Source organism: Ruegeria sp. AWH4_226, from assembly GCF_056159225.1.
This window is the reverse complement of sequence record NZ_JBSWUU010000001.1, coordinates 881,132-893,613: the sequence shown is the minus strand read 5'-3', so window position 1 is coordinate 893,613 and position 12,482 is coordinate 881,132. Positions and strand designations below refer to the sequence as shown.

Genomic DNA, 12,482 nt, shown 5'->3' with positions numbered 1-12,482 from the left:
ATGCCCGATATCGAAATATGCACCACTGGTCGCGCAGGACGTATCACACTGACGCGTCCGAAAGCTCTGAATGCGTTGACCTATGAAATGTGCCTAGCGATCGACACGGCTCTGCGCAACTGGCGTGAAGACGACGGTGTGGATCTGGTGATTATGGACGCCGAAGGCGACAAGGCTTTTTGCGCTGGCGGAGATATTGCTGAGCTTTACGAAACGGGCATCAAAGGCGACTACGATTTTGGTAGAAAGTTCTGGCGTGACGAATACCGCCTGAACGCGATGATTTTTGAGTATCCCAAACCGGTGATCAGCTTCCTTCAAGGTTTCACGATGGGTGGGGGTGTTGGCATAGGGTGTCACGGCAGCCACCGTGTCGTTGGCGAAAGCTCAAAAATCGCACTGCCGGAATGCTCGATCGGACTGGTTCCTGACGTGGGCAGCACACTGATGCTGGCCCTGGCCCCCGGACGTTTGGGTGAATACCTGGGCACCACGGGCTATCGCATGGGACCAGGAGACGCCATTTTCGCTGGCTTCGCCGATCACTTCATCCCCATCGCAGAATGGTCTGACCTGATCGAAATGCTTGAGGCCTCAGGCAACGCGGAACTGATCAAAACACACGCCAGAACGCCGCCGAAAAGCGAACTTACAGAACAACAGCCCGAAATTGACTCCTATTTTGCCGGGGAAAGCCTGGGTGATATCCTAAACACCCTGTCGCATTCGGAACATGAAACGCCGGCTGAAATACTGAGGTTGATGGGACGCAATTCACCACTGTCCATGGCCTGCATCGTTGAGATGCTACACCGGCTGCGCGGCCCCAGCCTGACACAGCGCAAAGCGTTAGAGCTTGAATACCGATTCACATACCGCGCCATGGAGCACGGAGATTTTCTGGAGGGCATTCGCGCCCAGATCATCGACAAGGATCGCAGCCCAAGGTGGCAGTTTTCGGATCAGTCCGTGCCCCCAGTGGCGGTGTCAAAAATGCTCCAACCATTGGGCCAGAATATGCTGACATTTGAGGAGACCTAAGAGATGAAGATCGGGTTTATCGGCCTGGGCAATATGGGCAATCCGATGGCCGCCAACCTTGCCAAAGCCGGGCATGACGTGACCGGTTTCGACATGGCAGATGTCGCCGTTGAGGGTGTCACCCTGGTTGGATCAGGCGCCGAAGCTGCTGCCGACGCCGAGGTTGTTATCACCATGCTGCCAAACGGAAAAATCCTGCGCGCAGTCGCGGATGAGATCATCCCCGCGATGCAGCCCGGCGCCGTTTGGGTTGATTGTTCGACAGTAGACGTCGATAGCGCCCGCGCAGTTGCGGATCAGGCTCAGAACGCTGGTGTCCTTGCGGTTGATGCACCGGTTTCGGGTGGAATAGGCGGTGCGGCCGCGGGTACGCTGACCTTTATGGCCGGTGGCAGCGAAGAGGCTTTTGCCAAAGCCGCCCCCTTATTCGACATAATGGGCCAAAAGGCCGTTCATTGCGGCAAGTCCGGGGCCGGCCAGGCCGCTAAGATTTGCAACAACATGATTCTGGGCGTCACCATGATCGCCACGTGCGAGGCTTTCGCCCTTGCTGACAAGCTAGGGTTAGACCGGCAGAAGATGTTCGACGTGGTCAGTACCTCTTCAGGCTATAGCTGGACAATGAACGCCTATTGCCCTGCCCCGGGCGTCGGTCCTCAAAGCCCTGCGGACAACGACTACAAGCCCGGATTTGCCGCTGAACTGATGCTGAAGGACCTGCGACTAAGCCAGCAGGCCGCCGAAAGTTCAGATGCCGACACACCACTTGGTCAGACCGCAACCGCGCTGTATGAACAATTTGTCGAAGCTGAGGACGGATTGGGCAAAGACTTCAGCGCCATGCTTCCTCGGTTCGAAAAGCGCGGACGGAGCTGACCTGATCTACGTCTTTTGACGCCGTGCATCGCAGTTTGCAGTGCACGACCCTTTTGGCGTTGCTACCCATCCTTGCAGCCAGTGCGTGATCGACTTTGAAAGTTGTTGTATGCCCTACTCCGCCGCGACCCGGTCCGGGTTCAACATGGGTTTCAGGTAACGTCCGGTATGGCTGCGTTCGACCTGCGCGACTTCTTCGGGCGTTCCTGTTGCTACGATCTCACCACCGCCATCACCACCCTCAGGCCCGATATCAATGATGTGGTCCGCCGTTTTCACAACGTCCAGGTTATGCTCGATCACGACAACCGTATTGCCCTGATCGACCAACTCGTGAAGCACCTCTAACAACTTACGCACATCCTCAAAATGCAGCCCGGTTGTCGGTTCGTCCAAGATGTACAAAGTCCGCCCGGTCGAGCGTTTCGACAGCTCTTTGGATAGCTTCACCCGCTGCGCTTCACCGCCTGACAAGGTTGTCGCTTGCTGGCCAACTTTGATATAACCCAGACCGACCCGTGCAAGCGCGTCCATCTTGTCCCGGATCGAAGGTACGGCCTTAAAGAACTCCTGCGCGTCTTCTACCGTCATATCAAGCACATCCGCTATGGACTTGCCCTTAAACTTGATTTCAAGCGTTTCGCGGTTGTACCGCGCGCCCTTGCAGGTTTCACAGGTGACATAGACGTCAGGCAGGAAGTGCATCTCGATTTTAATGACGCCGTCGCCCTGGCACGCCTCACACCGGCCACCTTTGACGTTGAAGCTGAAGCGGCCGGGCTTGTAACCGCGCGTTTTGGCTTCGGGTAAACCGGCGAACCAGTCGCGGATTGGCGTGAAAGCCCCGGTGTAAGTCGCTGGATTTGAACGCGGAGTTCGGCCGATAGGACGCTGGTCGATATCAATGACCTTGTCCAGATGTTCCAGACCTTTGATCGTTTCACAAGGTGCCGGGGTTTGCCGCGCCCCATTTAAGCGCATCGACGCTGTTTTGAACAAAGTTTCGATCGTCAGGGTCGATTTTCCACCGCCAGACACGCCAGCCACGCAGACAAACTTACCCAGAGGGAAATCGGCAGTGACGTTTTTAAGGTTGTTTCCAGTCGCCTTAACGACCGAAACTTTTTTCCCATTCCCCTTGCGACGCTCGGACGGAATGGGAATTTCACGCGTACCCGCCAGATATTGACCCGTTAATGAGGCGGCATCGGATGAAATATCAGCAGGTGTACCCTTGCTGACCACCTGACCGCCATGTACGCCCGCGCCGGGACCAATATCAAAAACGTAATCAGCCTCGCGGATGGCTTCCTCATCATGCTCTACCACGATCACGGTGTTGCCCTGATCACGGAGGTTTTTCAGAGTGCCAAGCAGGCGGTCATTATCGCGTTGGTGCAACCCAATTGAAGGCTCGTCCAGCACGTACAAAACGCCGGTCAGGCCCGACCCGATCTGACTTGCCAAGCGGATGCGCTGGCTTTCCCCACCGGACAACGTACCACTTGAACGTGACAGTGTAAGATATTCCAACCCCACATTATTCAGAAAGCCGAGCCTTTCGCGGATTTCTTTTAGTATAGCCCGCGCAATTTCGTTCTTTTGAGCGCTTAGGTGGTTCGGCGCATCTTCGACCCAGGCCAAAGCCTCTTTGATCGACATTTGAACCACCTGCCCCACATGAAGCCCGGCTATCTTTACAGCCAGTGCCTCAGGCCGAAGCCGGTAGCCATGGCAGGTACCGCAAGGGCGATTGTTTTGATAGCGCTCGAATTCCTCACGAATCCAGGCGCTGTCCGTCTCGCGGTAACGGCGCTCCATGTTCGGAATGACGCCCTCAAAGCTGCGCGTGACCTGATAGACCCGACCACCTTCATCATAGCGAAACTGGATTTCTTCATCGCCAGAGCCACGCAGGAATACCTGCTGTACGTTCTCGGGCAGGTCTTTCCACGGGGTGTTTTTGTCAAATTCGTAGTGCCGGGCGATAGCTTCAATCGTTTGCAGGAAATACGGCGACTTTCCCTTGCGCCACGGTGCTAATGCCCCATCGTAGAGCTTCAGCGTCTGGTCAGGGACTACAAGCCGTTCGTCAAAAAACAGTTCGACCCCCAACCCATCACAGTCCGGACACGCACCAAAAGGGGCGTTAAACGAAAACAGGCGGGGTTCAATCTCGGGGATCGTGAAGCCGCTGACAGGACAGGCAAAATTCTCGCTGAACGTGATACGCTCTGGGTCACCTTCACGCGGTGCAGTCTCCAGAACCGCAATGCCATCCGCAAGGTCCAGAGCGGTGCGCAGGCTGTCGGCAAGCCGCGTCTCCATACCGTCGCGAACGACCAGGCGATCGACCACAACATCAATATCGTGGCGGAATTTCTTGTCTAACGTTGGCGGTTCGTCAAGTTCGTAGAACTCACCATCCACCTTCACGCGCTGGAAACCCTGCTTGCGCAGTTCTATGAATTCCTTTTTGTATTCGCCCTTACGGTCGCGCACGATGGGTGCCAAGAGATAGCCACGCGTGCCCTCCTCCATCGACATGATCCGATCGACCATGTCTTGCACCTGCTGTGCCTCGATCGGCAAACCGGTCGCTGGGCTGTAGGGTGTGCCGGCACGTGCGAACAAAAGACGCAAATAGTCGTAAATCTCGGTTACTGTCCCAACCGTCGAACGCGGGTTTTTCGAGGTTGTTTTCTGCTCAATCGAAATCGCTGGAGACAAGCCGCTGATATGATCCACATCCGGCTTTTCCATCATATCGAGAAACTGACGCGCGTAAGCCGACAAGCTTTCGACATAGCGACGCTGGCCTTCCGCGTAGATCGTATCGAATGCTAGTGACGACTTACCCGAGCCAGACAACCCGGTGATCACCACCAACTGATCGCGCGGAATATCCACGTCGATGCCTTTGAGGTTGTGTTCACGCGCGCCGCGCACTTCGATATTCTTCAGCTCAGCCATTTTGGCCCCCAACACACAAGTGTCCTAGAAATAGGCGAGCAGCACCGAGTCTCCAACAGAAAAGTTAGAACAAAGTGTGAACGAACGAATTATTGCCGACATCTCCTGACAACGTGACCCATTTCCGATCAGGTTCCCCAAGAGAGGGGCTGTATTAAGCAAATCGAAAGAAAGTGGCGCGGTTGACGGGGCTCGAACCCGCGACCCCCGGCGTGACAGGCCGGTACTCTAACCAACTGAGCTACAACCGCGCATTAGGGTCTATGTCTGATCCATTGACCCGGATCAAAGGCTGGCAGCGATGGCGCGGTTGACGGGGCTCGAACCCGCGACCCCCGGCGTGACAGGCCGGTACTCTAACCAACTGAGCTACAACCGCCCGCTGCCCGTTCGTTGCTGAACGTTGGGGTGTATTATGGCTACGCTTGGACATCGTCAAGCGGCGTTTTGAAGTTTTTTCCGAATTCCCAGAATTATCTGGCGGTGTCGTTTGTCTGACTGTGCTGACGGCAGGTCGAATCGAAGAAATTGGCAGCTCGCGCTCCGCTTACCTGTCTACGGCTTCAAAGGTTTCAACTTTAGACTGTGTTTGCCTTGCGACATTACGTACCAATTTGAACTTCGCGGTCCACAATCCCAATGTATCGAACTAAAGCAGCCCTGCTCACTTAGTCTCAAAAAGACTCTATAGCAAAAACAGAAATGACGGAGCAGAATCATGAGAAAATCTTTTATTTATAGCCTTCTGGCATCCACAGCTTTGGTCGGCGCAGGAGAAGCCGCCGAGTTTTCCGGCGCTTATTTGAACCTGGACTACTCAACGTTTACAGATACTGATTTCGGAGATGTATACAGCTTTAACGGGTCCGGAGAGCTTGCCTTTAGCCGAGCGTTCAGCACCCAACTGGATCTTGGTGTCCAACGGTTTCAGGACCTTGGAGAGACGTCCGAGAACTGGACGCTACATGGTAACTGGCACACAGCAAACAACGTGTCTTTCGGTGTCTTCTACGGCCAAGAAGACTTTGACGAAGCTGACTTTGAATTCTACGGCCTGGAAGCCGGATTTGACGCCGGGCCAGCCGAAATCGAAGGATACATCGGCCGTCAAGATGAGACGAACTTCTCTAATCTGGACGGCATGTTGTTCGGCATTTCCGGATCAACTGACCTGAATGACTCATGGGAATTTACCGGCAGTTTTGACATCATCCGGGACTTGGGTGGTGTGCTTGATTTCAATCTGTTCTCGGTTGGCGCATCTTATGCCGCGACTGACCAGGCGGAAGTCTACGGCAACATCGGTGTCGCCCACATCTCGTCCCCCATTGTTTCAGGAAGTGAAAATGAGGCTTATGTCAGCTTTGGCGTTCGCATGAATTTTGGCAACGAACGCGGAACGACCTTCGGCCGTCGTGGACCACTGGCGAAACTTCCTGGCCTACCGGGATAATCCACAAACCCTTAGGCATTTCCTAACGGAGACCTTGCTGATCGGTTCTGATCTGTAATGCTCATCAATCTGTCTTGCAGCGGGTTAGAACTCGCTGTAAGACGCGTCCCTACGGGTGATTAGCTCAGTGGTAGAGCGCTTCGTTCACATCGAAGATGTCAGGAGTTCAAATCTCTTATCACCCACCACGCCTTCTTTCATTTAAAATCAAATACTTATATGAAAAGTCAATATACCTTCCTTGGTACTTTTGCCACAATTTCCATGGTACTTTTGAGCGAGTTGACTGGGATTTTCCCGCCTTAGCGGGCGTCGGTTTCGTCCCTTTCATCATCCGATCCCGCTTCCTGATCCTGACGTCGGATCGGAAAGCCCTTCTCATCCAGCCCGAGTTCCTGACGCCGTTTGACGATCTTCGGGTAGTGCATGCCGGTCGGATGCCCCGGAATCTTCATTTCGTATGCCATGTGTTTTCCCTATCTGTTCGAATGAAGCGCTTTCTGCGCCGCTGCCAGACCTTCCGCCGCAATCTGCTTTTGCGATTTTCGGAAGCTGTCCGCGTTGGGGGTTTGGATGTGGTAGATCGGGCGAAAATCAATTGTGTTTCCACCGCCTGCGCCTTCTGCGCCGCCCAGATCGACGGGAATCTTTCGCCCTTTGCTGAGCGGAATCACTGCCTCGTTCGGGTGCAGAACCGCCGGGATTCCGCTAGTGTTCGCTGTGCCCTCTGAGAAGTGTGGCGCGTTTCGCCACGCCGTGATCGGCGCGACGGTCTGAGCGGGTGCATCGGTGCTATATCCGCCCTCCGCCAGCGATCCGACTGCGGCTCCGATGAGGTTCCCGAGGAATCCGCCGCCGCCTTCACCGCCGCCATTCAGTAGGCCCCCGAAAAGCTCCTTGACGGCGAGCTTAGCGGCGAGCTGCGTCATCGTGGCCAAAATCGAGTCGGCAAGGCGCTCAAAATCGAATTTTCCACTCTGGACGAAGCTGGCGAATTCACTACTCAGGCTGTCCAATACATCGGTCTGAATCTTGTCCGCAGCTTCCTTGTAGCTGGGCACCGCAGCGAGCCACCCCGCCGCACCGCTGTTGGCGGCGTTCTTCATTTCGTTTGCCGACTTTTGAGCGGCGTCCACCTGCCGAATGAGCGCCTCGGTGGTCTTGTCTACTGACGAACCCATAGACGCCTGAGCCTCGGCCATCAGGCGCGCAGCTTCGACCGTCTGGAATTGCCCCGACGCCACCAGCTCAAGCTCAAGCTTTTCGGCCTGCAAGCTGGTCAGGCGATCCTTGAGGCTCTTGTTCAGGTCTTCGATAGCCCGTTGCTCTTCGGACAGTGCAGCACTCCGTCCCCCGCCGCCGCTGGACTTGGTCAACTGATCAATCAGATCACTTACTGAGGTGTAGTTCTGGTCCGCTTGATAATTCGAACCGGACAGTCGCCCGCCATCGCCGAATGCGCGTGGGTCCTGACCCCTACCGCCGTATTCTTTGGAAGATTGCGCGTTGCTCAAGGAAGCTGCGGCATCCACGGCAACTCCTAGATTCCGCGCAAGAGTGGCAGCGGCCTGCGATGCGCTGGAAATCGTACCGGTCATATTCGACGCCGCAACGCCGTTCGCGGCTTCCCATGCGTCCAAAAGTTCGGTCTTCATGGACTCCGATACATCAAGGGCACGGGTCGTTTCTGCAAACGCGGCGCGTTCGGCCCGAATGCGCGCTTCTGCCACCTGAACAGAGTCACGCCCATATGTTGCGGTAAGCCGGTTCATCTCAGCCTGCTGACGCAGGCCTGTAAGCAATTCCTGCGCAGACGCGGTAGCTTTCTGAGCCTCAATTCGCGATTTTGCATAGCTCTCGTGCATGCGGGAAATTTTGTCAGCGGCTTTGTCTGTTTCGTTGCCGATTTCTGCGACCTGTAGGGCCACCAGAAGGGCTTCGCGCTGGACGTTCAGAAGCTCTTCGGGAATGGCTTCGACTGATCCAAATACCCGAACGAACGCTTCGTTCAAGGAATTCGCCGCCGCGACCTTTTCCTGCATGGTGTCAGCAGTCGCCAAGCCTTCAAGCGACTTGACCACAGTCGCGGCCTGTACATCGGTCAGCGCCAGTGTGTCGCGAAGATTGTAGAACGTATCGTCAATCTCCTTGATGATCCCGCCCTGCGTCGAGACTAGCGACGTGCGGGATAGACCGCCAAACCGCTCTGTCAGGTCGGCAACAGCCGAGTCCGCCGCCCTGATCGCGTCGAGTCGTCCAATGGTGGCAAGAGCGGCATTTACTGACCCGGCCTGAGCGCCGAATGCGCCAAATTTAGCAGTAAGTTCGCTGGTGCTTTGTGATGCAATGTCGGCGTGTTGTTTATACGCCGTCACCGCCGCCGAGAGGTCGTTCAGACGATCTTCGAAACTCTTGGACTCTTCAGCCGCTTCAAACGCTGATAGGCCCCACTGGATCAGCACAGCGGCCCCGCCGGTGGCTGCAAGGGTCAGCAAGGTCATAGGGCTGATCATTGACGATAGGCCCGTCACAAGGCCTGATAGCGCCCCCTTCGCCCCACCGGAAGTCCGGGCCATGTCATCCATGACCATGGACAATTGAAGGCCCTGTTGAGTCATGATGCGAAATGGATTCATGCCCATTTCAGCGGTCACAAAAACGTCCTGAATCTGGAATGCAGCGTTCGTGGACTGGTGACCTGCGACGCGCATTGCGTCGCCATAGTCGCGCATCTGCCCTGATGCCGCCGCCAACGTCTGGGAAGCCCGTTCTCTGGCTTGTGCAGCCCGTTGTGCACTCAAAATTCCGGCGTCTTCAAGTTGCTGAATCTCGGACAAGGAATTTTCATAGGCCTTCGATGCGGCCCGGAGGGGATCATGGCGTTGTGCGAGACGTTCAAGGGCAGCAGCGTGGGTGGTGGCCGCGTTAGCGGCTGTTTCCTGCGCGTTGGCTGATGCGATGGTTTCTGCACGCAGGCGCTCCGCTTCGCGGGCCGTCCGATTCAACTCGCTTGCAAGGTCTGAGTACCCGGCGCGGGCTTCGCGCACATCCAGCCCGGACGTCGCGTTGGTCAGGCCTGCGCGCAGGCGTTCGAGGCCGTCTTCAAGCCGTGCCAACCCTGCCGTGTCACCAATTGAAAGGAGGCGGTCACGCAGGCGGCTGGCCTGATCCGTACTGACACGTAGGGCGTTGCTGGATTGTACAGCTAGGGTGCGGATACGTTCTGCCGCGCGGTCTGAGGCGTTGCCAAGCTTTTCGGTCTCGGTACGTGCGGATTTGATAGGAGTCACGTCGAACTGCGGTTTCGCGCCTTTGCGCAGCTTGGCAAATGCGCCTGTGCTGTCCCGTTCTAGATCACGGACGGCTTGTTTTACGGCATTGACAGCAGCGGTGAATTCGCGACTGCCGCGCTTGGCGGCAGTAGAGTCAATTTTTAGGCGTAGTTCATGGGTTTCAGCCATAGCTGGTTCTTTCTTGTCTGCTCGGAAAGGAGGTGGCGAGGATCAGGGGACAGTGGCAGACATGACGCCCTGACCCTCGCCTAAGTTGCGCGCGACCAAAGGAAGAAAAAACCGCGCGCTCTGACTTTGGATAACCCGATTTTACCACAGACGGCGGATTATCCGAAGCGATCTGGCGGGACGGTTCTCAACTGGAAAGTTGCCGTTGAATACAACCTTTTGGCCAAATTTTGGAATCTAACTGAAACCCCGAACAACGCCATTTTTCTCAATAAAATATCGGCTTGGGTCCCCGGTCGCTCTTTTGTCAGGTGGGATGTACAACCGGCAGTTTCTAACATCACTTTGAGGCAGGTTGCTCCGTTATTGGCCGGAGGCATCTACGCGCCTCCCCGAGCAAGGCACCCTCCCCAATTGGGCCCCTAAGTGATTGTTTTACATCATTATTATACATCGATTCGCTGTCGAAAGCCAAAGGAATCTTATTGTTTTTCAGGCCGCTGACGCGGCGACGAACCAAGCCGATGTGATGTTAAGCTGCCTGTGCCAATCGCTTGCGGAGATTGGATACACTGGACGGATGCCAGCGACCACCCCGAGCCGTCTTGATGCCTCGTTTGTTTAGCTCATTCGCTTGCTCTTTCAGGGTGCTGAAACCGTTCGCTTCGAGGTCTTCCAACACTTCTGCCAGATCGTTGGCGCGCGCGTTAGCTCGGTCTTTCATGACCTGCACAGATGCCGTGTTGCCCTTGCCTGCGCGGCGTAGAGCGGCAGCACCATTGGGATTACCAAGTTTGGTTCCTTTGGCCTTTGTTGCCGCAAGCGCAGCTTTTATGCGAGCACTGATAGCCTCTGCCTCGGTTTGTGCCACCAGCGCCAGCACACCTATCGTAAGCGGTGTAGCATGAGGGTTATCACAGCAGACGAAATCAACGCCGGACTCCTGTAAACTAAGGAGAAAAGCAGCCGAACGGGACAAGCGGTCGAGACGGGCAATAACCAACGTCGCGCCTGTCACGCGTGCCAGCTTCATTGCTTTGGCAAGTTCCGGTCGGTCGTTCTTGCGCCCCGACTCCACTTCGGTAAACGCACCGACGATATGAGCCGCGTTAGCGGCGGCGTAGGCCTCAATAGCAGTGGTCTGCCCTGCAAGGCCCAGCCCAGACGCGCCTTGCTTCGCTGTGGATACCCGGATGTAGCTAACAATCTTCATCGCCATACGCCTTTTCCAAAATGGCCTTTCTACTGTCACCCCATTTTGTAACGCGGCGAGGCATGATTCTCGAGTCTTTTCAATGGTTTATTTAAGTTACTGGTGTTTTGACCCCCTAAACATAACCGCTCCTCGCAAGTTGTAAGTTGTCTTATCGGGGGCGGCTGAGAGGGAGTTTCATCATCTTGGAATACGTCTTGACGCTACCGAATGCCACTGTCAGACCTCGCACCATGTCAGGCAAATGGATAATCCCTTTCAAGGGTCGGAAACATTCGGGCTCAGTGAACCAGAATTTTCTGTGGAAGCATGAAAACGTCTACGTCATGGACAATCACCGCGCCGCGTTGTGGTGTTGGCTGCAAGAGCTAGATTTGTCCAAGCCTCATTCAATCACCCACATCGACCGACACTATGATGCGTTGACAGCAAACCTCACGACTGAGCTAAAGCATCTTCCTAATTTGAATGAATCGATAGATGACTATTTAGAAAAGACCTACCCCTCAGGGTGTCATGACTTTCCAGTCATTCGCTGGGACAACTACCTGTCCATCTACCTGTCAAAATTTGGTTCGAACTTGAACACGCTTCACATGTTCACTCACGCCGACGGCGAAAAACCAGAGTTTGAAAACTCGAAGACTGGTGAACTTTGGGAACTACCGGACAACCTGCATTTCTGGCTATCGTTTGGAGACGTTCCATGGATCGTAAACATCGACCTAGATTACTTCTGCTGTAGAATAGATGACTCATACATTACGATGGTGACTGACGACTACTTACGTCTCGTTGGGCAGCAGTTGCGGTTCTCAATGGATGCAGGGAAAGTTGGTGTCGTCACGCTCTGCCTAACACCTGACTACTACACCCCCGGTTGGGAAGAAACTGAGCGTATGGCAACGCTACTACTCGAGGAGTTGGGTATTTCTTTCAAGCTACCTTAGGTCTGAAATCTAGCAATCTATTGTTAACGCATTTCGGCAAACCGGCACCACACCCCAAGGGCGATTATACCGCCCAAAAATTGCCCCTTTAGTTGCGCATTCGCGCCACACACGCCTTACACTTCCTGACTTGAAGAAGAGGTGTAATTTATGAAGAAACTATTTTCGATCTTAGTGTTAGCCGCATTAATTGCTGCCCCCGCAAACGCATTCATCAACCCAAGGACCTTTGCATCCGTGCTACCAGACAAACAGAATCCGGGGTACGGTATAATTCGCATTACGGTTCATGGGAATGCATGGACTTGCGCCGGACGCGTCAAGTTCCCAGACGGGAAGCTTGTAGCCCAGAACTTCACGATGGAGTGCAGAGGATGGGTGAAATCCGGCGTGGGCACAGTCGTGCCGCAGGGCGAGTTCTTTTCTCGGGTGAACTACAAACTCAGCAACGGGATTAAAGGACACGTGGAACTGTCCTGAGTACTGGCCCGCTAACGCGGGCAAGGGCGTATAAG

8 protein-coding genes and 3 tRNA genes are annotated in these 12,482 nt (G+C 55.0%); 5 read left to right on the top strand and 6 right to left on the bottom strand.

The window, feature by feature from the left end:
* Positions 1-1,041, top strand: coding sequence for an enoyl-CoA hydratase/isomerase family protein (locus tag ACXAET_RS04280; RefSeq protein ID WP_475181595.1), 1,041 nt, complete (start codon positions 1-3; stop codon positions 1,039-1,041).
* Positions 1,042-1,044: 3 nt separating this feature from the next.
* Positions 1,045-1,917 carry a 3-hydroxyisobutyrate dehydrogenase gene (gene mmsB, locus ACXAET_RS04275; protein ID WP_475181589.1) on the top strand — a complete coding sequence of 291 codons (873 nt, stop codon included), beginning with the start codon at positions 1,045-1,047 and terminating at the stop codon, positions 1,915-1,917.
* A gap of 114 nt (positions 1,918-2,031) precedes the next feature.
* Here the strand turns inward: mmsB and uvrA are convergent, their stop codons facing one another.
* From uvrA to ACXAET_RS04260, 3 genes are all read right to left on the bottom strand, one after another.
* Positions 2,032-4,890 (bottom strand): excinuclease ABC subunit UvrA, encoded by a 2,859-nt coding sequence (gene uvrA / locus ACXAET_RS04270; protein WP_475181585.1) that lies wholly within the window; start codon positions 4,888-4,890, stop codon positions 2,032-2,034.
* 174 nt (positions 4,891-5,064) lie between these two features.
* Positions 5,065-5,141: transfer RNA gene (locus ACXAET_RS04265), tRNA-Asp, on the bottom strand.
* A gap of 51 nt (positions 5,142-5,192) precedes the next feature.
* A tRNA-Asp gene (locus ACXAET_RS04260) sits at positions 5,193-5,269 on the bottom strand.
* Positions 5,270-5,608: 339 nt separating this feature from the next.
* On the opposite strand from ACXAET_RS04260, the gene ACXAET_RS04255 reads away from it, so the two are divergent.
* Together ACXAET_RS04255 and ACXAET_RS04250 are read left to right on the top strand one after the other, a co-directional pair.
* Entirely contained in the window at positions 5,609-6,343 is a 735-nt protein-coding gene (locus ACXAET_RS04255; protein WP_475181580.1) for a hypothetical protein, read from the top strand.
* 113 nt (positions 6,344-6,456) lie between these two features.
* Positions 6,457-6,531, top strand: a tRNA-Val gene (locus ACXAET_RS04250).
* Positions 6,532-6,645: 114 nt separating this feature from the next.
* Here ACXAET_RS04250 and ACXAET_RS04245 read toward each other — a convergent pair.
* From ACXAET_RS04245 to ACXAET_RS04235, 3 genes are all read right to left on the bottom strand, one after another.
* Positions 6,646-6,810 (bottom strand): hypothetical protein, encoded by a 165-nt coding sequence (locus ACXAET_RS04245; RefSeq protein WP_475181576.1) that lies wholly within the window; start codon positions 6,808-6,810, stop codon positions 6,646-6,648.
* A 9-nt stretch (positions 6,811-6,819) separates the two neighbouring features.
* On the bottom strand, positions 6,820-9,804 hold the full coding sequence (locus ACXAET_RS04240) for a phage tail length tape measure family protein (RefSeq protein WP_475181572.1): 2,985 nt from the start codon (positions 9,802-9,804) through the stop codon (positions 6,820-6,822).
* Positions 9,805-10,336: 532 nt separating this feature from the next.
* Positions 10,337-11,023 carry a recombinase family protein gene (locus ACXAET_RS04235; RefSeq protein ID WP_475181570.1) on the bottom strand — a complete coding sequence of 229 codons (687 nt, stop codon included), beginning with the start codon at positions 11,021-11,023 and terminating at the stop codon, positions 10,337-10,339.
* 320 nt (positions 11,024-11,343) lie between these two features.
* Here ACXAET_RS04235 and ACXAET_RS04230 point away from each other — a divergent pair, with 320 nt between their 5' ends.
* Positions 11,344-11,967 (top strand): peptide arginase family protein, encoded by a 624-nt coding sequence (locus tag ACXAET_RS04230; RefSeq protein WP_475181566.1) that lies wholly within the window; start codon positions 11,344-11,346, stop codon positions 11,965-11,967.
* Positions 11,968-12,482 lie beyond the last annotated feature (515 nt).

What these genes read in the sequence shown, in the direction of transcription:
- ACXAET_RS04280 (WP_475181595.1), top strand. Translation starts at nt 1, where the DNA reads ATGCCCGATATCGAAATATGCACCACTGGTCGCGCAGGACGTATCACA.
- mmsB (WP_475181589.1), top strand. Translation starts at nt 1,045, where the DNA reads ATGAAGATCGGGTTTATCGGCCTGGGCAATATGGGCAATCCGATGGCC.
- uvrA (WP_475181585.1), bottom strand. Translation starts at nt 4,890, where the DNA reads ATGGCTGAGCTGAAGAATATCGAAGTGCGCGGCGCGCGTGAACACAAC.
- ACXAET_RS04255 (WP_475181580.1), top strand. Translation starts at nt 5,609, where the DNA reads ATGAGAAAATCTTTTATTTATAGCCTTCTGGCATCCACAGCTTTGGTC.
- ACXAET_RS04245 (WP_475181576.1), bottom strand. Translation starts at nt 6,810, where the DNA reads ATGGCATACGAAATGAAGATTCCGGGGCATCCGACCGGCATGCACTAC.
- ACXAET_RS04240 (WP_475181572.1), bottom strand. Translation starts at nt 9,804, where the DNA reads ATGGCTGAAACCCATGAACTACGCCTAAAAATTGACTCTACTGCCGCC.
- ACXAET_RS04235 (WP_475181570.1), bottom strand. Translation starts at nt 11,023, where the DNA reads ATGGCGATGAAGATTGTTAGCTACATCCGGGTATCCACAGCGAAGCAA.
- ACXAET_RS04230 (WP_475181566.1), top strand. Translation starts at nt 11,344, where the DNA reads ATGGACAATCACCGCGCCGCGTTGTGGTGTTGGCTGCAAGAGCTAGAT.